The sequence below is a fragment of the Aquirufa sp. TARAVU-A1A genome, assembly GCF_054558675.1.
The window spans coordinates 328,436-351,232 of the sequence record NZ_JBPXKP010000003.1 but is presented as its reverse complement, the minus strand read 5'-3'; the positions used below and the strand labels follow the sequence as shown (position 1 = coordinate 351,232).

General features: G+C 42.7%; 21 protein-coding genes and 1 tRNA gene. 11 read left to right on the top strand and 11 right to left on the bottom strand.

Annotated elements, in window-relative coordinates:
• The first annotated feature begins 46 nt into the window (after positions 1–46).
• From V7S75_RS06035 to V7S75_RS06020, 4 genes are all read left to right on the top strand, one after another.
• Entirely contained in the window at positions 47–292 is a 246-nt protein-coding gene (locus tag V7S75_RS06035; protein WP_459512235.1) for a hypothetical protein, read from the top strand.
• A complete protein-coding gene (locus V7S75_RS06030) occupies positions 282–1,214 on the top strand; it encodes a PstS family phosphate ABC transporter substrate-binding protein (RefSeq protein WP_459512233.1) in 933 nt (310 codons plus the stop codon). The genes V7S75_RS06035 and V7S75_RS06030 overlap by 11 nt, the downstream gene beginning before the upstream one ends.
• A gap of 151 nt (positions 1,215–1,365) precedes the next feature.
• The gene (locus V7S75_RS06025) at positions 1,366–3,075 is read left to right on the top strand and encodes a tetratricopeptide repeat protein (protein ID WP_459512231.1); all 1,710 of its coding nucleotides are present in this window, start codon (positions 1,366–1,368) and stop codon (positions 3,073–3,075) included.
• A 50-nt stretch (positions 3,076–3,125) separates the two neighbouring features.
• On the top strand, positions 3,126–3,899 hold the full coding sequence (locus tag V7S75_RS06020; RefSeq protein WP_459512228.1) for an SDR family NAD(P)-dependent oxidoreductase: 774 nt from the start codon (positions 3,126–3,128) through the stop codon (positions 3,897–3,899).
• A 139-nt stretch (positions 3,900–4,038) separates the two neighbouring features.
• Here V7S75_RS06020 and V7S75_RS06015 read toward each other — a convergent pair whose 3' ends face one another.
• The 6 genes from V7S75_RS06015 to V7S75_RS05990 form a co-directional block, all read right to left on the bottom strand.
• Positions 4,039–6,909, bottom strand: a complete 2,871-nt coding sequence (locus tag V7S75_RS06015; RefSeq protein WP_459512227.1) for an Ig-like domain-containing protein — start codon at positions 6,907–6,909, stop codon at positions 4,039–4,041.
• A 362-nt stretch (positions 6,910–7,271) separates the two neighbouring features.
• Complete coding sequence (locus V7S75_RS06010) at positions 7,272–8,168, bottom strand: hydroxypyruvate isomerase family protein (RefSeq protein WP_459512225.1); 897 nt, start codon at positions 8,166–8,168, stop codon at positions 7,272–7,274.
• 18 nt (positions 8,169–8,186) lie between these two features.
• On the bottom strand, positions 8,187–8,543 hold the full coding sequence (locus tag V7S75_RS06005) for a TM2 domain-containing protein (protein WP_459512223.1): 357 nt from the start codon (positions 8,541–8,543) through the stop codon (positions 8,187–8,189).
• Entirely contained in the window at positions 8,543–10,183 is a 1,641-nt protein-coding gene (locus V7S75_RS06000; RefSeq protein WP_459512221.1) for a complex I subunit 4 family protein, read from the bottom strand. Before V7S75_RS06000 ends, V7S75_RS06005 begins: the two co-directional genes overlap by 1 nt.
• Positions 10,183–12,042, bottom strand: coding sequence for an NADH-quinone oxidoreductase subunit 5 family protein (locus tag V7S75_RS05995; protein WP_459512219.1), 1,860 nt, complete (start codon positions 12,040–12,042; stop codon positions 10,183–10,185). The genes V7S75_RS06000 and V7S75_RS05995 overlap by 1 nt, the downstream gene beginning before the upstream one ends.
• Positions 12,043–12,103: 61 nt before the next feature.
• A complete protein-coding gene (locus V7S75_RS05990) occupies positions 12,104–12,349 on the bottom strand; it encodes a MoaD/ThiS family protein (protein WP_459512217.1) in 246 nt (81 codons plus the stop codon).
• Between the two features lie 23 nt (positions 12,350–12,372).
• On the opposite strand from V7S75_RS05990, the gene moaA reads away from it, so the two are divergent.
• Positions 12,373–13,368 (top strand): GTP 3',8-cyclase MoaA, encoded by a 996-nt coding sequence (gene moaA / locus V7S75_RS05985; protein WP_459512215.1) that lies wholly within the window; start codon positions 12,373–12,375, stop codon positions 13,366–13,368.
• Between the two features lie 3 nt (positions 13,369–13,371).
• A complete protein-coding gene (locus tag V7S75_RS05980; RefSeq protein ID WP_459512213.1) occupies positions 13,372–14,361 on the top strand; it encodes a bifunctional heptose 7-phosphate kinase/heptose 1-phosphate adenyltransferase in 990 nt (329 codons plus the stop codon).
• Positions 14,362–14,524: 163 nt separating this feature from the next.
• Here V7S75_RS05980 and V7S75_RS05975 read toward each other — a convergent pair whose 3' ends face one another.
• The 3 genes from V7S75_RS05975 to V7S75_RS05965 all read right to left on the bottom strand — a co-directional run bounded on the left by V7S75_RS05975 (position 14,525) and on the right by V7S75_RS05965 (position 17,937).
• Positions 14,525–14,911, bottom strand: coding sequence for a RidA family protein (locus V7S75_RS05975; protein WP_459512212.1), 387 nt, complete (start codon positions 14,909–14,911; stop codon positions 14,525–14,527).
• 165 nt (positions 14,912–15,076) lie between these two features.
• Positions 15,077–15,856 (bottom strand): uroporphyrinogen-III C-methyltransferase, encoded by a 780-nt coding sequence (cobA, locus tag V7S75_RS05970; RefSeq protein ID WP_459512211.1) that lies wholly within the window; start codon positions 15,854–15,856, stop codon positions 15,077–15,079.
• Positions 15,853–17,937, bottom strand: a complete 2,085-nt coding sequence (locus V7S75_RS05965; protein ID WP_459512209.1) for a nitrite reductase — start codon at positions 17,935–17,937, stop codon at positions 15,853–15,855. The genes cobA and V7S75_RS05965 overlap by 4 nt, the downstream gene beginning before the upstream one ends.
• A 116-nt stretch (positions 17,938–18,053) precedes the next feature.
• Here V7S75_RS05965 and V7S75_RS05960 point away from each other — a divergent pair, with 116 nt between their 5' ends.
• On the top strand, positions 18,054–19,526 hold the full coding sequence (locus V7S75_RS05960) for a S10 family peptidase (RefSeq protein ID WP_459512207.1): 1,473 nt from the start codon (positions 18,054–18,056) through the stop codon (positions 19,524–19,526).
• A gap of 23 nt (positions 19,527–19,549) precedes the next feature.
• Positions 19,550–19,637 (top strand) — tRNA-Ser (locus tag V7S75_RS05955).
• Positions 19,638–19,857: 220 nt separating this feature from the next.
• Here the strand turns inward: V7S75_RS05955 and V7S75_RS05950 are convergent.
• Positions 19,858–20,364, bottom strand: coding sequence for a GNAT family N-acetyltransferase (locus tag V7S75_RS05950; RefSeq protein WP_459512205.1), 507 nt, complete (start codon positions 20,362–20,364; stop codon positions 19,858–19,860).
• Complete coding sequence (locus tag V7S75_RS05945; protein WP_459512204.1) at positions 20,365–20,664, bottom strand: type II toxin-antitoxin system TacA family antitoxin; 300 nt, start codon at positions 20,662–20,664, stop codon at positions 20,365–20,367.
• A gap of 136 nt (positions 20,665–20,800) precedes the next feature.
• On the opposite strand from V7S75_RS05945, the gene parS reads away from it, so the two are divergent.
• The 3 genes from parS to V7S75_RS05930 all read left to right on the top strand — a co-directional run bounded on the left by parS (position 20,801) and on the right by V7S75_RS05930 (position 22,713).
• Positions 20,801–21,301, top strand: a complete 501-nt coding sequence (gene parS / locus V7S75_RS05940) for a type II RES/Xre toxin-antitoxin system antitoxin (RefSeq protein WP_459512202.1) — start codon at positions 20,801–20,803, stop codon at positions 21,299–21,301.
• Positions 21,301–21,780: an RES family NAD+ phosphorylase gene (locus tag V7S75_RS05935; protein ID WP_459512200.1), complete on the top strand. Its 480-nt coding sequence runs from the start codon at positions 21,301–21,303 to the stop codon at positions 21,778–21,780. Before parS ends, V7S75_RS05935 begins: the two co-directional genes overlap by 1 nt.
• 96 nt (positions 21,781–21,876) lie before the next feature.
• Positions 21,877–22,713 carry an FRG domain-containing protein gene (locus V7S75_RS05930; protein WP_459512199.1) on the top strand — a complete coding sequence of 279 codons (837 nt, stop codon included), beginning with the start codon at positions 21,877–21,879 and terminating at the stop codon, positions 22,711–22,713.
• Positions 22,714–22,797: the final 84 nt, after the last annotated feature.

Sequence of the window (22,797 nt, the reverse complement as noted above, 5' to 3'; positions counted from 1 at the left end):
GACCTGCTAAATGTTATTTGGCAGGTCTGATTGTTTAAATTCCATTATGAAACGTTCCATGGCCATTTGGGTTAATATTTCTTTTCGTGTTTTTGTCGCCTTAGCATATACTTTATTAGGTGCTTATGTTGCCTTTTGGTCTTCATTCGATTTAGGTGAATGGGGGGGCGTGCAGATTACCCTTTTCTTAGGAATCCTATTTATGTTGTATGGATTGTTTCGGATTTGGCGCGCTTATTTGTATTTTCGAGAAGCTGATGAATCATCTAATTATGCTGAATATGAAGACTAAATTAATGGCCGGCTTATTGACTGCAATTGTCATGATGGGCTGCGGTACGAAAAAAAATGAAGTGAAAGATGGTCCTACAACTGGGACGATAAGTCTTGGGGTAGATGAGTCTTTCCAACGGGTAGTGGAAGCAGAAAAAGTGGCTTTTCGCGACAACTACCATTTTGCGAATATCAATTTGCAATTCAAGCCTGAGAATGAAGCGATTGCCGATTTACTCAATGACAAGGTTCGAGGTGTTGTTGTGACGCGGGAATTGACTGATGCTGAGAAGGCTGTGTTTACACGCGAGAAAATTACCTACCGTAGTTTTAAGTTTGCGGCAGATGGTATTGCCTTATTGGTTCATCCTTCAAATAAAGACACCTTAATTGGTTTAGATCAATTGAAGGCATTGCTTTCAGGCCAACAAAAATCATGGAAATCCATCGGTTCTTCGCGCGGAGGGGATGTTGAATTAGTGGTAGATAAGGCGAATTCGAGTAACATTAAGTTTCTTGTTGACCTGTTTGGATTAGGGAATAAAGGATTGTCGGTATCTGCTGCGGGTTCCAACAAAGAGGTAATCGAATATGTTAAATCACATCCGAATGCAATGGGAATTATTGGGTCGAATTGGATTAGTGATGGGGATAATCCTACTTCCCTTGGGTTTATTCGTTCGGTCAATGTGATGTCGGTCGCGAAGGAATCTTCGTTACCCAAGGCTGAATTTTATCAACCCTTTGGCTATAATTTGGCATTAAAGAAATATCCTTTACGTCGTGAAGTGAAGATTATATTAAAGGAATCTTATTTAGGTTTAGGGACTGGATTTGTCAATTATGTCTGTGGTGACATGGGGCAGCTGATTGTTTTGAAATCAGGCTTAATTCCTTTGACCCGACCTATCACGATTCGACAGTATCAAATCAGTCAATAATGGCTAATTTATGGCCTTGAATTTTGAATTTTTAGGAGAATTATTAGTATATTTGTGATTCTAAAATTATTAAACTTTTAAAGTAATTAGTTGAATTATTTCAATGTTTACGCCTAAGAAAAATACTATTTAAACAAAATTTTAATTAACAATGATGAAAATGAAATCATGGCTTTTGGGAGTTGGTTTGTTGTTGACCAATTTGGCTTTCGGGCAGACAGTTCAAGATGGTTTGCATATGATGGATCGCCATCAACCGAGCCGTGCGAAACAGGTTTTTGAGGGTTTAGTTGCTGCTCAACCTACAGGTGAAAATTATTTTTATTTAGGATATTATTTCTTGAATCAACGCGATTGGGATAATGCTCGTAAGGCATTTGAAGCAGGTAAAGCGGCTGATCCTAAGAACTATTTAAATCAAGTAGGTTTGGCTTCGATCTTGGTAGGTCAAAATAAGGTTAATGAGGCAAAACCTGAGTTTGATCGTATTTTGGCGGAGACTAAGAATAAAAACGTTGATGTGATGTACCGAATTGCTGAAGCATATTCGATGTATTATATTTTGGGTAAAGAAGATTCATTCAATGCGAACAACAATGATCCTGCTGAGGCAATTCGTTTGATCGATTTGATTCAGGATCGTATGATGAAGGATAAGAAATTACCTACAGCCGATCATTACATCGTAAAAGGAGATGCTTATTTGATCAAGAATGATGGTGGAAATGCGGTAACTGCTTACGAAAATGCAATCGCACAAGAGCCACGCAACATCAAGGCAAAAGTGAAAATCGGTACGGTTTACATACGTGGTAAAAACTACAAGGAAACTCAAGCTCGCTACAAAGAGGCGATTGATTTGGATTCTAACTATGCACCAGCATTGCGTAAGTATGGTGAGTATTTGATCGTAGGTAGCCAATACAAAAATGCTTCTCGTTATTTCCGTCGTTATTTGGAAAAAGCTGAAGCTACTCCTCAGGTTACTTTAGAAACCGCAAAATTATTGTTCTTGTCGAAAGATTACGAAGGAGCAATGAAATTTACGGATGAAGCTGATAAGAAAGGTGTTCAAGATAATGACATCTACCGTATGCGTGGATATTCGAATGTGGAGATGGGTAATTTCCAACAAGGTATCGACAACCTAGACGGTATGGTGAAGAAAGGTGTTAAGCCTTATTTCATGGATGATTTGTATTTTGGAAAAGGATACCAAGGATTAGGAAAAGATTCATTGGCATTAGTTTACCTTGAGCGTGCTGCACCATTGGATACGAACAATAACGTTTATTCAATCATTCATGATGTGCGTTACAAGCAAAAGCGTTATGCGGACGCAGCAGCAGCAGGAATGAATGCAATTCAATGGAAAGTGAAAAAGTCACAGACTGTTGGTTCTGGTGATTATTTCAAAGTTGCCATGGATTACTACTTGACATCTGCATTTATCAATAAGGCGGATACGATTGCTCGTCCAGCGATGGCGATGCGTGCTGATACAATGTTTGCGAAGGCGATTGAAATCAATGACAAATGGCCTCCATTCTATATCAACCGTGCACGTGCCAATAACCTAATTGATTACACAGGTACAAAATGGTTAGGTGCTCCTTATTATGAGAAATTCTTAGCTGCGGTGGAAACACAACGTGCTGAAAAAGGACAATACAAAGAAGATAAAAACCAATTATTTGAGGCGTATAAGTTCTTAGGTGGTTATCATTTATCGGTAACAAAGGATGAAGCCAAAGTGAAAGAGTTGTTCACGAAAGCGCAAGAGATTAAGCCTGACGATGCCGACATCAAAGCTTACTTTAATCCGACCCCAGCGGGTGCTCCAGTTGCACCTAAAAAATAAGATTTTAAGAAGCCCAGCAATGGGCTTCTTTTTTTTAACGAACATGAATTATGGCTTACGCATTAATTACAGGAGCAAGTAAAGGCATTGGGAAAGAGATCGCAAATGAGCTAGCGATCAAAGGATATGATTTATTGCTCATCGCACGAAATTCCTATGAACTTCAAATGGTCAAGGAGGAATTTGAAAAGAAGTATGGCTTGAAGGTGGATTACCTAGTCGCCGATTTATCGGAAGTGGGTTCTGTCGATCGTATCGTTACTTGGGTCGAAGAAAAGCAAGTTGATTTACGCATCTTAGTCAATAACGCAGGTTATGGCTTGGTAGGTCAATTCGAAAAATATACGTTCGAAGAGAATCAAAAAATGATGCAGGTTAATATGCAAGCATTGGTTGAGATGTGCCAAAAGTTTTACCCTTATTTGGTTGGGAAAGGTCAAGCCTATGTATTGAATATTGCGAGTTCGACAGCTTACCAAGCGATTCCCAATATGAGTTTATATGCTGCAACGAAAGTGTTTGTCTTGAACTTCTCGCGTGGTTTATTTCACGAGTGGAAAGAAAAAGGTATTTCGGTTACGGTGGTTAGTCCAGGTGCTACAACGACCAACTTCAATGATCGTGCTAATTTACAAGATAAGGCACGCAAGGCTGCTGAAAAGGTGACAATGACACCTGCTGCTGTAGCTAAATTAGCGGTGGATGGGATGTTTGCGAAGAAGATTGAGGTAATTACTGGGATGGTCAATAAATTAGGGGCATTCTTAGCTTGGGTCGCACCTAAAGCCATTAGCGAAAAAGTCGCCAAAGGGATTTATGAATAAGTCAAAGGGCCTGCATTTGCAGGCCTTTTTTGTTGGTTGAGATGACATGTTAACCTGCGACCAAAAGCCGTCCAGAAGTGTACGCACCGGACAGCGCTTCAATCCGATTTTATGTAATGGTATGTTTCGGTAATTTTTGTCAATCTGAAACAATGAATATTCGTCTAACACTTGACCATTTTTCCGTAAACATCTTCAACATGTACGTGCCTGATATGACATCTGCGAGTTCAATGCGCTGAATTTGCATGGAGTCACTCAGTTGCCAATGTTTGATACTTGTACCTTGTAGATTATATAATTCGACCTCAATGTTTTGAAGGGATTCCTGTATTTCGATTTGCATTTTTTCTCCTTTGTTTGGATTCGGATATACATGTACGCCAGGGTCGTCTGGAGGAATCCCGAAACTCGCTACTTGAAAGGGGGAATAACATTGAATGGGTTTGGCGTCTGCCATTTCATATTTTCGAATGGCTCTCACCTGAAATAATCCGGTTTGTCTCATTTTGATTTGAGCTGTCGTGTCGAGTAAGCTATTCTTATTTAAAATCCATTCATACCTAGAAATGGGTTCCTGGTTGGATGCAACAATAAAGTATACACCCGATCGAATGAGTTTGGGCATCCAAGGGTTTTCTTGGGCGATGACTCGAATGGGAAGGCTAGGTGGGGACCAACAACCATATTCGTTCTGTGTTTTTAGGTAGATGACATCACTCGTAGCGACAATGATTGAATCGCTTTTTGCGCCGGTGCTCCAATGGTATTCAAATGCCGGTGTTGCTTGAACAATAATGTATTCACCTAAACAAAATTGCCGATTTGTTGCATGGATGATAGGTTGCTGTTCGTCGGGGAAGTGGTATGTTGTCATGGATTCGCTAAATGGAGACCAACAACCCATTGAATCCTGCCAAGCTACTTCGTAGGAGGCAGGACGGAGGGAGTAAATATTGTGCTTCGTTTCATGGGTAGACCATCGGTAGTTGATGCCGGTTTTATTTAGGGTCAATTTTGTCGAGTCACCCCGACAAAATCCTCCGTTTTTTAGTAAAAGGATCTTAGGTATCTCGGGTGTTGGGTTCACTTGGATACTTAATGTTTTGCTGGGATTTGACCAACAAGTTCCATCATCTGACACTTGGGCATGAACCTCAATATTGCCGGCTTGTTTGCCAAACACGATGAATGTTGAATCAATATTTTGTCTGTTCCATAAATAGAAGGGATGTGAATCAATCGTACGGACCAGGGCGGAATCCCCAACACAAATATGCCTTGCAGTACTGACGAGTGTTGGCGGTGCAGGTTTGGGATGCACTTCGATATAAATGGATTCGCTTCGATAGGTGCAAGCATTTCGCTGAATGATGGCTTGGTAATTGCCCGGTGCGAGTACTTCGTTTAGATTGTTTTGCTGTGTAAAAAGATGGCCATTATATTCCCATCCAATCATGTTGGCGCCGTTCGGTAATTGAATACCTAGGCTTGTTTTATCGCCCTCACAAACGAAATTTTGGTAGTTGGTCTGTATGTTTATTTCAGGAGGATTAAGTCCGGGAAGTAAAATAGTTAGCGGTTCGCTGATGCTCTCAGGACAGGTGATATAGAGTTCCGTGTTTTCGGGAATGTAGGATTCGAAATCATTGCTTACTAAGGTTGTTTGTCGGTTTATAGTGATTTGCGTTCTAACGGGGCAGCCGCTTACATGTAAATTATATGTTGCCTCTCCGCAGTTTTGGCGGAGTTGGTAACTTATTTGGATGCGAGGTAAGGGCTTCGATGTTGTGTCAACCGGAGGTGGATTAACAATTGGCGGCGGATTTGAATTTGTAGTATCTACGGGGTTGCATGCAGCGGCTGAACGAATTCGGACAGCTATGGCCGTTCGATCACTTTCGCATCCATTGATTTTTTGAGATACATAGCGAGTTAAGGTGCTATTTTCAGGATTTGCGGTGGAGGAATAGGTCGTTGCGGTACTCAATGGGCTAGTACTCGTGGCATTCTGATACCAAATATTATTAACCCCTCCACTTGCTTTAAAAGTAATCGTAAGACCTGGGCAAATTTCTGTGACAGTTCCAGCATTTTCGGGTGGGGCTGGCTTTGGAAATGCTTGTGCTTGCGTTCCTGTTGAAAGCGGACTTTCGCATCCGGCGTTGTTGCATGCGGCGAAGTACGTTCGTGGATTTTCGTCGGGATGTGTTACGAGTAAGCGCGCGCCCGATCCGATGGGGTTTCGCTGGGCATCATACCATTGCGTTGTATAGGGCGAACAGCCAGAGGCATTGACGGAAAAGGCCTGGTTGATACACCCTGAATAGGTGTTTGCGGCATGTCGGGGTATAGGGCTAAGTTTGATTTGTAAGGTGATTTCAGTTGAAGTGCGTGGACATGTTAAGGTTTGATTTTGATTACTCGTTGAACCTTCATTATCGTTATTCGGGCTGACGGTAAAGTCAATGCGTATTTTGAATTTCTGTCCATCGAGATTCGCGGTGGCCTGCGTGATGCGTAATTGATTTAGTTGGCTCCCTTGAAATTGGTTATCATCCACCAAATCGATGAACGCACCTCCATTGACTGAGCGCATCCATTGAAATTGCGTTGAACCTTCGGTTTGGACGGATTCCAAAACTCCATTTCCTCGTTCGCAAATTGCGGGGTTCAGGATGGAATTGATTTTGCGTAGTTGTATGCTAGCCGGATTTGAATAAACGAAACAGCTCCCGATGCCCACTTTCACGCGGTATTGCGTTCCTGTTGGATTTGCAGTATTTCCCGTGGGCATGATTTGGTAATTCGCTTGCGTTGCCCCTGAGATTGCTGTGAAATTCACATCCTGAGGTCTTTTCTTCTCCCATTGGAAAGATGTTCCATTACTCGCCACGATCATCCGTATCGAGTTGCCATCGCAGTCGGCCTGCGACTGGGGTTGCTGGCTTATGGTGGGGCATTGGGAGAATGCGAGGAAGGGGAGGAGGAGAATAAGTAAGTATTTCATTTTATTAGGGTTAGGTTTTATAGCCCCAGACTTAAAAGAGTCCGAAGTCCGGAGTCTAGGGTTAGGTGTTATTCGCCTTCGGCGTTTCCCTAGGCTAAAGCCTAGGGTTATAATTAGACGCGAGGTATCGCGTCTCTACACTCAATATATGTTTTGTTCGCCTTCGGCGCTCCCTAGGCTAAAGCCTAGGGTTAAAATTAGACGCGAGGTATCGCGTCTCTACATTCGTTTGGGAAGATAATTTGAGAATTCGTTTTACCTTATGCGGAAATGGAATCCCACCTGCGATTATCAACTTAACGATAAAAAAAGCCAGCCCCCGATCATCGGAGGCTGGCAGGAAAATCAATAAGATGATAATTTTAGATATCGCAAATGCCAACGGCCTGAGCAAGGGAAGCCATTTTGTCTTCGCGAGCCGGAATGAATTCCTGGCCAATGTATCCTTTATATCCTGTGTCGTAAATCGCTTTGATGATCGCGCGGTAATTCAATTCTTGCGTGTCATCAATCTCATTACGTCCGGGAACACCACCGGTATGGTAGTGGGAGATGTACGGATAGTATTTCTTAATTGTCGCAATTACGTCCCCTTCCATGATTTGCATGTGGTAGATGTCGTAAAGCAATTTGAATTTATCTGAACCCACCATTTCACAAAGTGCTGCGCCCCATTCGGTCGTATCAGCTTGGTAGTCTTTATGATTGACTTTGGAGTTCAATAATTCCATCGAAATCGTCACATCGTAACGTTCCGCGGTTTTCATGACACGCTGTAAGCCTTTCTTGCAATTGATCAAACCATCCTCATCACTCATGCCATCGCGGTTTCCCGAGAATGTGATGATGTTTTTTACGCCGGCTTTCGCAGCTTTTGGTATGATATCTTCGTAGAAACCGACCAAAGCATCGTGGTTTTTGACTTTGTTAAAGAAGTTCGGGATATTCATGCCCGCTGGGTATTTACCCCAACCGATTGCCGCGGTCATGTCGTATTTTTTCAAGATGTCCCATTCCTCAGGACCCGTTAATTCGATGGAAGATAAGCCAATGCGTTTGGCATTCACGATTAATTCCTCAAACGGGATTTTATCATAACACCAGCGACAGGCCGAATGCTGTACTTTGCCTTTAAGGTCTGCACCCACGGCGATATCCGCTTTCTTGAAACGGTCCTCCATGGACGAACCGAATAATCCCAAACCGGCTAATCCTGCCGAGCTTTTAAGGATTTCTCTCCGACTCAAATTGTTTTTCATAGTCTTTGTTTGATAGGTTTAATTGAAATTTGCAAGCATGCTCGCCGTTTGGTAAGCAATCTTTTCATTGTAAGCGCGCGCGATGGATTTGTAACGAAAGAGATCAATGATGGTACCAATCAATAAAAATCCACCCGTAAAAAAATAGAGCAATCCCAAACCGATTCGATCCGTGATGAAACGTTGAAGCCCTGCAAAACACACAAATCCGGCCAACGTACAAACCAAAATCAAGACCGGATCGCGGCGCTTGCTCAGGTAAATCGACATGAATTGTGATTGTTGCTCCTCTGACATCCCCTGTAAAATCGGCGTAAGGCCATTGGCTTCTGCCAAATCTAAACTTGCCAATTGGGGAAGGATGTTCGAGTTCATCAGTGAAAAATCAGATTCAAGCTGTTAGTTACGAAAATTTCACTTAGCTCAAAAATGATTCCCGGGAAAATTCCGAAAATGATACTTAGGATGCCTAATCCGAAAAGGCTGAACTTCTCGAGTAAGGTCAAATCAGGTAATTCCCAAGTGCTTTCGCGAACAAAATAATTGCCTAAATATATCTTTTGGAAGGTCCATAATAAATAGCCTGCGCCTAATAAGATGCCCAATCCACCTAGGATGGCATAAATGGGTGTTAAATGCGTGCTCGTAAAGGCTCCCATTAAACTGAAAAATTCGCCGATAAACCCAGAGAATCCCGGTAAGCCTAAGGATGCGAAAATCGCAATTCCGGATACGACCGTGAACCAAGGCATTTTACTTGCTAGGCCTGAGAAATTGTCGATTTGGCGATTGCCTGTCCGACTGTACAACACGCCTACCATCAAGAATAATAAGGATGATAAAATCCCATGGGATAATAATTGGAAGATGGCACCCTGCCAGCCTTCAGGGGTGAAGGATGCGATTCCGACCAACACAAATCCCATGTGTGATACGGATGAATAAGCAACTAATTTCTTCAAATCCGTCATCGCTAAGGCATTGTATGCCCCATAAATGATGGACAAAACGCCTAATCCCGCCATGATGCTCGCTGCGTCAACGGCCTCCGTAGGAAAGAATGGAATGGCCATACGTAACCAACCATAAGCCCCAATTTTCAATAAGACACCAGCCAATAAAACTGAAATAGGCGTAGGGGCTTCCACGTGTGCATCCGGTAACCACGTGTGCAAAGGAACCAAAGGCAATTTGATTGCAAAGCCGATGAACAATAACCAAAATCCCCAGGCACGTCCCGATAATCCACCTAATAGGAATCCCGATTGTGGACTGAATAAGTTGTTGGGTTGGCAGTTTTTAGGATCACTTAACACCTGCAAATCAAAGCTGTGTACGATTTGATTCGGGGCGATTTCATGCGCTGCTAATGCAGTTTGCATGGACGATAAATCATGATATCCCAAATTGGGGAACGCTAATGCAGTTTCATTTGGATCCATATAGGCCAAAGCGATTCCTAACATCACTATTAGAATGAATAGCGAGCCTACTAACGTGTATATGAAGAATTTCAACGATGCATAATTCCGACGCGGCCCTCCCCAAATTCCGATTAAGAAATACATTGGTAATAACATGAATTCAAAAAAGACGTAGAATAAGAACATGTCTCGCGCTAAAAAACAACCCATTAAGGAAGCGTTCAATAGCAAGACCAAGGCATAATATCCCTCGATTTTTTCGTGTATGTCTTGGGAGTTCCACAAGGCAATAAAACTCACTAATCCGGTCAATAGGATCAATCCGATACTTAATCCATCCACACCCAAGGAATAATGGGAGACAAAATGTCCCAGACTTCCCAGGTTTAAGTGGATCCAGTCGAAGGATTCTATTGATTGAAATCCAGACTGCGCAGGCTCAAAAACCAAGGCGATTTTGGCCAAAATTAAAAGCTGAATGCCTGTCACCGCAATGGCTATTAGCCTTGCATAGCTTGCACCTAATTTTCCAAAACCAACCACGAGGGAGGCAATTAGCGGCAATAGAATGATGTATGATAAGTTTCCCATTAATACAAAAGGTAAATTAGGATGAAGACCAAAGTAAAGAATACCCAGAACCAGTAACGGTGCAATTGCGCCGACTGCCATGTTTGTAATCGAGCGCCCAAAGCGCGACTTGTGGATGCAATTAGGCTCACAGAACCATCAACCAGATGACGGTCGGTCCATGCACTTAAGTGGGCGATGACAACTTGTAATTCCGTGAATTTAACGACAATTCTGTCGACGATACGCGCATCGAATCGCTGCATTTGTTGGCCGATGTACCATGCCAATCGATAAGCTGAAGGCCAAATAAATCCAAGAAATTGATAATTTTTGGCAGGAACCCAACGGCGTGTCAGGTAGGTGATGCCTAAGCCAAAAATCCATGAACCAGCGGTAATGCCCAACCAAAATCCAGGAATATGATAATTTTCAATGTGGAAGAAAGCTAGAAATACGGAATCATGCGCGTCCATCGGATTCATGGAAGTCCAACAAAATAAGCTCAACAATATCAGTAAACTGATTGGAATGACTTGCAGCCATTCGTTGTGTGATTTTTCATGACTATGACCACCACGGTTTTGGCCTAAGAAAATCAAATAAATTTGTCGGCACATATAGGTCGCAGTTAAGCCCATCCCCAATGCCAATGCGCCTAAAAGCACATAGTAATAATTCGCATAGGCGCTATGCTGCGCCGAATCCCACAAGAATCCCGCAATATTTTCCTTGCTGTAAAATCCATTCGTAAAGGGTATACCCAACATCCCCGCGCCAAAAATCAGGTAGGCAATAAAACTCAGCGGCAATTGTTTCCGCAAGCCACCCATGTTGTGAAGACTTTGCGCATCTGCATGATGTGTCGTTTTTTGATGATGCAAATAGTGAATCACCGAACCAGCTGTTAGGAAAAGCCCCGCCTTGAAAATGCCATGCGCATACAAGTGAAATAGGGAAGCGCTAGAGCCCATTCCGAGCCACATTAGGCCGAGTTGGGAAATTGTCGAATAGGCCAAAGCCTTCTTAATATCGTTTTGGAACAGGGCAAAAAAAGCACCGGACACCAATGAAATCGCCCCGATGGATCCCATGAATAAATGGGCTTCCTCTCCGATGAAAGGGAAAACACGGATGCCGACAAATACGCCAGCTGCGACCATAGTTGCCGCGTGAATTAAAGCGGAAGCAGGCGTAGGTCCTTCCATGGCGTCTGGAAGCCAGGACATTAAGGGGAATTGGGCAGATTTACCGATACCCCCGAGAATTACGGCGATCCCAATCATTGCGGGAGCGCTTCCGTGCATACCTGAAAAAACACTTGTTCCAAAGTATTGACTAAGGCCTACAAGCCCAAAGAGCAATGCAATATCCCCGATTCGGTTCAATAAGAATGCTTTTTTGGCAGCTTTGATGGCTGCTTCTTTTTGATGCCAAAAGCTAATTAACAAATAAGAGCAGGCTCCCACCAATTCCCAAGAACCGTAAAAAATGTAGATCTGGTCGGTGAGAACAAGCAAGGTCATTGACCCGATGAACAGATGTAAATAGCTGTAGTAACGTCCAATGTTCGGATCTTCCGCGAGGTAGGATTTGGAAAAAATCTGTACAAAAAATGCGACGATGCTTACCAATAAAAGCAATAATTGGGCAGATTTGGTTACCCAAAAACTCGCTGTAATTGCCTTGCCCCCTAGGTTGAACCAAGGGAAGCTCGTGATATTTTCCGGCATGTGTCCTACTTGAAAAGCGAGGTAGGTAAATAGGCCCGCGAGTAGGATGGATGCATTGACTTGGACTTTTTTAGGGAGCAACGCAACCAAGCCGGCAGAAAGCCAAGGCAGGATGAGTAGCGCTAAAAAAATCGTTTGTATCGGCATAAAAGTATTTAAGGAAGCAAAGATAAAATAATCTACTGATTTTGTAGGGAATCAAGGCTAATTATCCACCAGAAACAGGGGGAATTAAGGCGATTTCCATGCGTTCTTCGATGATGAAATCGGGTTTTGGAAAATGCTGGTCGGCGGCAAGGCGCAATGAAGGTAGATTTTGAAGTTCAGGGTGCGCGTTTTTAACGATGCCCAAGAGTGTTTGTGCATCCACCTGCTGCTCCGTCACAATGGATATTTCATCTTTTTTTAATAAATCTCGACAAATGCCGAATAGGAGTAAGGTATAGGTGGCCATTAATTTTGTAATTTGCAGGTCGAATGTATAAAGATAATCAACTCTTGGATAATCACGGTCGGCCGATGACGTATTTACGTCTGGCTGTGACGGATCGATGCAATTTACGTTGTTCGTATTGCATGCCTGCCGAGGGGATTGTCTACATGCCGGAGCGGGAATTGTTGACCTGGGCAGAGATGTCGCGGGTGGTGCGGGTGATGCATGGCATGGGAATTAACAAGGTTCGGATTACGGGTGGAGAGCCTTTTGTGCGAAATGGTCTGATGGATTTTCTGACGGGAATATCGGCTTTGGAGGGTTTGGAGATTTGTTTGACGAGCAATGGGGTGTTGATTGGCGATTATATAGACCAATTGAAGGCCTTGGGTATTCGCTCCGTGAATTTGAGTTTGGATGCCTTGGATCGCGATCGTTTTAAGCAGATAACCCGTCGGGATGATTATGAAATTGTCTTCCAAAATTTATTGCGCTTGGTGGCTGAGGGATTTGAGGTAAAAATCAATGCGGTGGTGATGAAGGGGCAGAATGAACAAGATATTTTGGCTTTGGCAGCTTTGACCAAAGACCTGCCCGTTTCGGTTCGGTATATTGAGGAGATGCCATTTAATGGTTCGGGTTTGGTGGAAGGAACCTTGTTTTGGAACCATGAACGGATTTTGAATGAGTTGAAAACCGTATATCCTTCGCTTAAGTCAATTTTGATGCAGGGAGGCGAAACGGCGAATCGCTATGAAATTCCGGGGCATTGGGGTGACGTGGGGATTATTGCTGCGTTTACTAGAACCTTTTGTGGGACTTGTAATCGGGTTCGATTGACTGCCAAAGGGCAGGTGAAAACCTGTTTATATGATGATGGCGTTTTTGATTTGAAAGCGTATATTCGCAAGGGTGTGTCGGATGAGGAGCTCCGACAAGTGTTTTTAGAACTATATGCCAAAAGGCCATTGGATGGTTTTGAGGCGGAAAATAATAGAAAGGGCGTTATCAATGAATCGATGACGACGATAGGAGGTTAATTTATGAGCGCATTAGCGAATATTATTGATGGCTTTTCGAAGCTGCGGGTCATGGTGATCGGGGATCTCATGGTGGATGCCTATACCTGGGGCAAAGTGACGCGTATTTCGCCTGAGGCACCCGTGCCTGTGGTGAATGTGGTGAAGCGCGAATCCCGATTGGGTGGTGCGGGCAATGTGGTGTTGAATGTCGCAAGTTTAGGAGCCAAACCTTTGGTTTTTTCCGTGATCGGGGATGATGCGACGGGTTCTGAGTTGCTTAATATTTTGTCTCAGTCTGGTTTGTCGGTGGAGGGTATTATTCAGGAAGCCGGTCGGCCCACAACGGTCAAAGAGCGTGTGATTGCGGGGTCCCAACAATTAATCCGCGTGGATTCGGAGACAGAGCAAGCCATTTCAGCGGCCTCTTCCGTTGCGTTAGTTTCGGCGATTCGAGCATCCATTTCGGAGGTTGATGTGATTATTTTCGAAGATTACGACAAGGGTGTTTTGAGTGAACGCTTGATTCAGGAAGTGATGGGATTGGCTCGTGAGGCGGGAATTCCTACGGTCGTTGATCCGAAGAAAAAGAACTTCTTTGCATATCGCGGAGCTAGCTTATTCAAGCCGAATTTACATGAATTGCGAGATGGTTTGGGCTTGGATTCTTCCGATTTGAGTGCTTTAGCCTTGCCGGCAACGGTGAAAAAATTTAAAGAATCGCAGGGATTTGAGGGGCTTTTTGTGACGCTTTCCGAGCGTGGTGTATATATGGATTTCCGGTCGGAGCAGGTAGCCATTCCAGCGCATATTCGTCAAATTGCGGATGTCTCGGGAGCGGGCGATACGGTGATTTCGATTGCTGCATGTGCTTTGGCAGCGGGAGCTAGTCCGGCACAAATCGCTGAACTCGCGAACCTAGGCGGAGGTTTGGTGTGTGAGTTTTTAGGCGTGGTACCGATTGAGGTGAATCTATTGAAGCGGGAGGCTGCTAAAATAGACGTTGGTCATTAGACCTTAGACGTTGGAATTGTAGAGACGCGATACCTCGCGTCTTTTTTTCTTTGTAGAGACGCAATACTTTGCGTCTTTTATTTTAAGACACGAAGTATCGCGTCTCTACATAGTGTAGTTGTGCAATATCACGTCTCTATATTTTTTTCTTTGCCAAAGAAAACTACCCCACCCACGCCGTGAATTCGATTTCCACTTTGTATTGTGGTGCGATTAGGGCTGAGATTTCGTAGATACCAGTCGTTGGTTTTACATCGCCAAAAAAATGTGCATGGGCACGTGCGATTTCCAAATTTTGAGAAATATCGGTTGTGAAAATGCGTGTACGAACAACATCTTTGATGGATGATCCTGCTTCTTCTAAGACTACGGCGATACGCTCGATGATGTTATAGGTTTGTGCATAGAAATCATCTGCGCTTACTTTTTCCGCATCGATGAGGGCCACCGTACCTGAAATTTCTAATAAGTTTCCTGTTTTTACGGCACGGCAATAGCCGAATGTGTCTTCAAATGGAGATCCTGAGGAGATGTTGAGTCTTTGTGACATGGTGGTGGGGTTTTGTTTGCCGCAATTCATTGCGTCATTTTTTTTTTGTAGAGACGCAATACTTTGCGTCTTAATTTAAAATAGACGCGAGGTATCGCGTCTCTACATTTTGTAGTTGCGCGAAATATCGCGTGGTTGTTAATTTAGACGCGAGGTATCGCGTCTCTACTTCATATTTACAATTTTCTCCCACATCTCTGGCTTCGCGTGGCGAACCACTTCGCCGATAACGATGATGGCAGGGTTACGAAGGTCTTCTTTTTTTGCCAAATTTTCAAGCTCCGCTGCCGTGGAAATACCAATGCGCTGATTCGCCATCGTACCGTTTTGGATGATTGCAGCTGATATTTCCCCTTTGCCGTATTGTTGGCATAAAGATGCGATCTCGGCCAATTGGCTCATGCCCATCAGGATGACTAAGGTCGCTGTGGATTGAAGGCCGAGTTTTAAATCTTCTGACAAGCTGCCGTCGGATTTGGTACCGGTCATCACCCAAAAACTTTCATTTACGCCACGAACGGTCAACGGAATATCTGCTGCGCCAGCTGCCGCATAAGATGAACTGATGCCGGGAATATAGCCTGTGATAAGTCCGTAGGATTTCGCGAATTCGATTTCTTCCTGGCCTCTGCCAAAGACAAAGGGGTCACCGCCTTTCAAGCGCACGACATGTCCCAACGCATACGCTTTTTCCACGATCAATTCGTTGATGGCTGCTTGTGAATGGCTCTCGCCAGGCTTTTTACCCACATAGATTTGTTCGCAAGTAGGCGAGCAATGCTCTAATAAAATGGGGTCTACCAAAGCATCGTATAATACGGCTTGTGCCGAGGCAATCGCTTTAATCGCCTTCAAGGTGATCAATTCCGGATCACCAGGGCCCGCACCCACCACCGTGAGGCGGGGTTGTGGTTCTAATTTTCTGAAATGTGCTAAATTTTTCATGCGATGGCTTGGCGGAAAGAAGTGGCAGCTGTTAAAAAGTTTTTGGCTTGCGCAGCAAATTGACGCGCAAACGCTTCTGATGGTTCGTTTTGGTTGATCTGCAAGACCAATTCAGGGAAAGTCGCAGCCTCAATCGCAACTTCACCTGTCGCTACAAAATGTTCTTCAAACTTGTTGATCACCGCGTTTTGATTGGCTACGGTCACCGACTTGTCCAATAACAAGGCTTTGGCAGCTGAAATAAAGACCGAATAGGCATGGTAGATGGCATCTGCCCAGCGCTTGTCTTCCAAAGCCGCCGCTGTCCATTCGTATTTTTCTTCCGATTCAAACAAAAGTGTCGCGACCAAATCAATCATCACACCCGCACATTCACCTACGCCAATTTCCGTTGCGAACGTATCCGTCGCACCCCAATCGATGAAGTCTGAATCTACTAATGTTGTCAAATCTGCAATCGGTTTCAACAGATTATAGAAATATTTCTCGCCTTGACGATCGTAATATTCGTGGAAGTATTCGCCGTCTTGGGCATTTTCTTCAAAATTGTTCAATAAGACGCGCAATACTTGCGGACCTCTTTTGGAAGGAACTTTGATCACTTTATCTGCGATTCGTCCGTCGCCATTTCCTAAAGTTGCCCCGCCAATTAATACCTGCAAAGCTGGTAAAACGCGTTTATCTGCAGCCTTCAAAGAAGACCCGTGGAATCCGATGGACGCCATGCTGTGTTGGCCACAAGCATTCATACAACCGGAAATCTTGATTTTCATCGCTGAATCATGAATCAAAGCCGGGAATTCTTCATTGATTACTTGCTCCAATTTCGACGTAATATTCGTCGAATCAGAAATCGCCAAATTACAAGTATCCGTTCCCGGGCATGCCGTAATGTTCGCGATAGAATTCGCACCAGGAGCCGCAAGGCCATGTGCGTTCAATACTTGGAAGACATAAGGCAAGTTGGCCGTAGGCACAAACTTCAACATCAATCCTTGGTTGATTGTAATCCGGATATCATCCCCGATGTAGCCTTTCAGCGCCTCGATTAATGAGCGCGAAGTATCGCTGGAAATATTTCCATTCAGGATGCGCACATATACTGCGTGGAACCCTGCTTGTTTTTGTTCAAAGGTATTCGTTTCGATCCAGGTTTGGTATTCTGCCGTTTCTGGCGCCGCGATGTCCGCTTGTAACGTTGGTTCAGCTACCTCCCATGCCGATGCATCTGCAATCGCGAAGCTGTGATTTTTCAAGGCTTTGGTTTCAGCATTCACCAAATTCATGAATTCCTCAAAACCGATTTTTTGGATTAAGAACTTCATGCGGGCCTTGTGACGTGAATTGCGTTCGCCGTGGCGATCGAAAACGCGAAGCACCGACTCGATGAATGGGATGACCTGGTCTTCCGCTAGGAATTCGTAGGCAGTATGTGCCAACATCGGTTGGGCCCCCAAACCACCCCCTACCACGACTTTAAATCCGTGCGTTCCGTTTTGGATTTTGGGAATAAAGCCTACGTCATGTAGATATGCGAGTGATGTATCTTCTTCGGTGTTGGAGAAAGACATTTTGATTTTACGCCCCATTTCTTGGCAGATGGGATTGCGTAGGAAATAACGGAAAGCCGCGTCTGCGTGCGGACTTACGTCAAAAAGTTCTTTTGGGTCAATGCCGGAAGTAGGGGAGGCGGTGATGTTACGCACCGTATTTCCACAAGCTTCGCGCAAGGTGATATCGTCTTGTTCCAATTTCGCCCAAAGTTCCGGCGTGCGGTCCAAAGAAACGAAGTGGATTTGAATGTCTTGACGGGTTGTTAAGTGCAAGTTTCCAGTTGAATATTCGTCGGAAATATCCGCGATACGCTTCCATTGATGGAATTGAATCTTGCCATAAGGCAATTTGATTCGGATCATCTGAACGCCTTGTTGGCGCTGTCCATACACACCACGTGCCAAACGAAGGCTACGGAATTTCTCCTCGTGAATCTCGCCAGCCTTGAATTGGGCAATTTTTTTGGCCAAATCAAGGATGTCTTTTTCAACGATCGGGTTTTCTATCTCAGAGCGGAAACTTTGCATAAATTTTTTCTTAATAAAATTATAAAGTCTATATGTTATATAGAGTAGTAGGCAAAAGTAAGGCAAAAGACTTTTATTGCCAAAGAATTTTTATATTCGTTTCTAAATTTTTTAACATGAAATCAATTTTAACGGGAATTATTTGTTTGGGCTTCTTTGGGCTGTTTGCGCAAAAGCCTACGATGGACATTCAGGGGGTGGAAGTTGTGAAGACGACGCATGTGTTGAACCTGGCTGGAAAGCCTTTGAATTACACGGCTTATACGGGTTATATGCACATGAAGGCGGATACAGGGAAGGTTTTGGCCAAAATATTTTTTACCTATTACCAAAAAGATGGTGAGGATGCGGGCAAACGTCCCTTGACTTTTACGTTTAATGGCGGACCCGGTTCGGCATCTTTGTGGTTGCACATGGGTGGCGTGGGCCCGAAGCGTGTCTTATTAAAGGATGACGGAACGGCAACTGCGCCGCCGTATACTTATGTGGACAATGAATATGGCTGGTTGGACAAAACGGATTTGGTCTTCATCGATCCCGTTTCCACCGGTTATTCGCGTGCTGTCGGGCAGGATGCGAGTAAATACCATGGCTATGTGGAGGATATTGAGTCGATTGGTGCTTTTGTGCGCAATTTTTTGAGTCGGTATGAGCGCTGGGCATCGCCCAAATTCTTAGCGGGCGAGAGTTATGGAACGACGCGTGCGGCGGGATTGGCGAAGCATTTGCAGGATCGCCATCGGATTTACATCAATGGGGTGATTTTGATTTCGGCGGTCTTGAATTTTGGGACCAATGATTATGCGATCGGGAATGATTTACCTCGAGCATTGTATGTTCCATCTTACACGGCGGCGGCGTGGTATCATAAGAAATTAAGTCCAGCCTTGCAGGCTAGACCTTTGGCGGATATTTTAAAGGAGTCGGAAGCCTGGTCGATTGGTGAATATGCATCAGCTTTGATTAAGGGCGGATGGATGTCGGCCGCTGAGAAAGATGCCATTGCAGGTAAATTGGCTTATTATACGGGTCTTTCCAAAGAGTTGTGTTTGCAGGCCAACTTACGAGTAGACGAGAATCGTTTTTATAAATCGTTACGTCGGGCGGATGGATTGTCTGTTGGTCGGCTAGATGCACGCTTTACCGGTCGGGACCTAGACGATGCAGGCGAGTACGTGGATTTTGATCCGTCCTTTGCCAACATTGATGGGCCGTTTACGTCGACGATTAATGCGTATATGCAGAAGGAATTGAAATTTAAAGAGGAGAAGGGCTATAATGTGTTTGGGGATGTGTATCCGTGGTCGTACAAAAATGTGCAGAATAAGTATTTGAATGTGGCGGAGAGTTTGCGAGATGCGATGGCGAAGAATCCGGCCTTGAAGGTGTATTTGGGCTGTGGGTATTATGACTTTGCGACGCCATATTTTACGGCTTTGTATGACATTGAGCACATGTTTTTACGTCCGGAGCAACGCAGTAGGGTAGATATCAAGATGTATGAGTCGGGCCACATGTACTACATCCACAAACCGTCCTTGATTCAATTCAAAAAGGATATGGATGGCTTTTTCGATTCGTCGAAATAATTTGCTAGTTTTGCAGTCCATTCAGAGGGGTGTCCGAGTGGTTTAAGGAGCACGCTTGGAAAGCGTGTGTAGGTCTCAAGCTTACCGAGGGTTCGAATCCCTTCCCCTCTACAAGAGAAAAAAAGGAGTCCGATAAAGGACTCCTTTTTTTTGATATTGTTCGATTTACAGAAAGTAGGTTTTCGCGCAGCGAATACTGTAGGCTTTGTGCAAGATGCCCTTTGCGGATGACAGCGAAGTGAAACGCAGCTGTCACTCCCCCGCTTAAAAAACAAACCAATAAATTGTTTCAGTATTTAGTCCGCAAATTTTCAAGTTCAATCTTTACTAATTAGTTAAACAAATTGGCGAGCGTTGACATGGGTAGAAACATCCTTCCACTTTCAAGTTGGATGAAACCATATTTGGAATAAAATATAGTTGCATGCGTATCAATGGGATCTACAACAATAGCCATTGAGGCAATAGTGTTGATAGAAACGTCATAGGATTTTTTGAGTGCGTCAATTAATAATATATTGCCAATATCCTGGCCTTTGAATTTAGAATCTCTAGCTAATCTGCCAAGCAACGTCACTGGAAGATGCTGATAACTGAGTGGTAGTTTCTTGATTAATTCATCAGAAAGAGAAGTTCGAGAAATCGCATGGCTTGATAAGGTAAAATAGCCCAATATCTCTGTTTCATTAGGTTCTTGTGTTAGTATGAAACACTGTGCTAATTTTCTTTCTACATCTTGCCTTGCTTGTTTTTTTAAGTAGGTGTCAAGCAATTCATTCCCACATGAAAATGATTGTTTGTCGTGTTTTTTATTTAGTGGTGATATGTGGTACTTCATTTATTCGCTCATTTTACTTGTATACCTTTTTGCTCCTTCCAATAAGGTTTGATTAGGTTCAGGCGGTGAAACGAAGGCTTCAAAAAATATTTTTTGATCATTTTCGGAAGCTAAAATTTGCTGATTTCGTTCGATGATTTGAATGGCAGCTGTTTGCGTTGTTTGAATGACAAACTCACTCAAGGATTTGAAGCCCTCAATGCGGGCAGCTTCTGAAAATAATATTTTTTGTCGCTCAGATAGCCTTGCATCAAACCTAGTTGACCGGGCTTCTTTTTCTAAAGTGCTTGCTGTTGACATATAAATTCTTTTTTCAAACGCAAATGTACGTAAATTTTCCGTACAAATTTTCTGAGAAATTCATTTTGTATAATATTTACTTAAAAATGCAATTGAAGCAAATTTGTTGTATATTGGAAACGAAATTGTTGTTTTTATGAAAAATGCTATTGACAAACCACAGGAATTCAATGTTCGAAAGAGTGTCCTTCGGGCTCAACGAGCCAATTTGCACTCGACTCATGGGAACATATTAGACGGTTCTCGTGAATATACCTGGAATTCTAATTTAGGTAAGATGAAAATTATTCGTAAAGGAGTTTCTTATGATACGATTGAAGTATTGAGTATCCGGATTCAAGTCCCAATAAAAGAAATATTGTCAATTGTGGGTATACCGCAGACCACATATAATTCTAAAAAGAAGGATAATGTCATGATGAATCCTCGGGATAGCGAACTTGTCTTACAATTAGCGGAATTGTTTGATTATGGATTGGATGTATTTAATCAAGAAGAAGGAAAATTTAAACGCTGGCTGAAGAAAAAAAATGATGCATTGGGTGGCGGTACTCCGGAAAGTTTTTTGGACTCGAATACAGGGATATTAGAAGTTCGGAATTGCCTAAATCGATTGGAATATGGGAATCTTGCATAATGAAAGTATATCGAATAGAACGGGAAAAGTATTTAGGATTGACCTTGTCGGGTGAAGGAGCTGCCAAATCGATGGGTTTTCGTTGGAATAGTGTAAACACCTATGTTGTTTATGCTTCGGAATCACGCTCATTAGCTATGCTTGAGGTTTCTGTACATTTAGATCTACGGGAAGATTTGCCCTTGGACCGATACTTTGTCGAAATCGAAATCCCGGATGAAATTAAAATCATGGAATTGTCGGTGAAAGATCTCCCCAATAGTTGGGATGCAAAGCCCCCTCGGTTAGAAACCCAATTTATTGGAGATGACTTTATTGATTCACATGCCGCTGCAGTACTTAAAGTCCCCAGTTGCATCATATCTGCTGAATTCAATTATTTAATTAATCCCCATCATCTTGATTCAAAGGCGATTAGGGTGGTTTCGACAGAAGCCTTGCAATTTGATAGGCGGTTTCGAGAGGAGGGAAATGTTTGATATAATTTTTATTATTTAGAAAAAATAAATTCAATCGAAAAATCGGACCCTTTTATGCATCCTATAAATTAATTACAATTTTACTTACAATGTAACGTGACAAAATTGCTTTTTGAAGAAACATTTAGATCAGCAAAAGAAATATCTAGATTCTTAGAAAAATTTAGAGAAGAAAATCACCATTTTATGGATTTTGATTTGCTCTTTAGAGGTCAAGAAAAGGTATGCTGGAAATTATTGCCTAGTATTTCCAGATTTATAAACGAACCATCATACATTCAGTTACTTGAAAAAAAAAGACTAACATTATTTAAAGATGAAATGATAAAGAACAGAATATTTCAAATTATTTCGTCGGGTAAAACAGATATAGAAACTGAATGGAAATTTATACAACAAGCTCAACATTTAGGCCTGGCAACTCGTTTCATGGATTGGACAATAGTTAATAAAATAGCTTTGTATTTTGCTACTGAAAAAGAAGAACATGATTCATTTGATGGAGTTATTTGGGTGTATTTTGTTAAGCCAGGATCTGTGAAAAATATTGTTAACAATGATTATTTGTTAATTTCCCCAAGTGAATATCAGGAAACAATTTTCATAAATTCTCCAATTCTGTTTTCGGAAAAATTTAAAGAAGAGTTTGGCGAGCATAGGAAAAATATTCAAAGAGGAAGGTTTTTTGTTCAACATTACGATAAAGCTGTAATACCATTGGAAGATCAATTTGAACATCATTCTTTTCTAGGAAAAATTATAATTCCAAGTTATTGTAAAAAAGATATTCGATCAGAATTAATAATTGAAGATGGGTTATTAAATGATGGCATATACGCTAAAGAAACAATAATTCACGACGACAAGAATGAATACAAAATAATATTTGAAAAAACTAAACATATTGTTCAGAAACTGAATTCTATATTTTAATTGACTTATTATTGTAAGCGTCTACAATTTTATCAATGTTAAAAAATTAAATAGTAAGACCGAAACCTACATTATTTTCTTCTT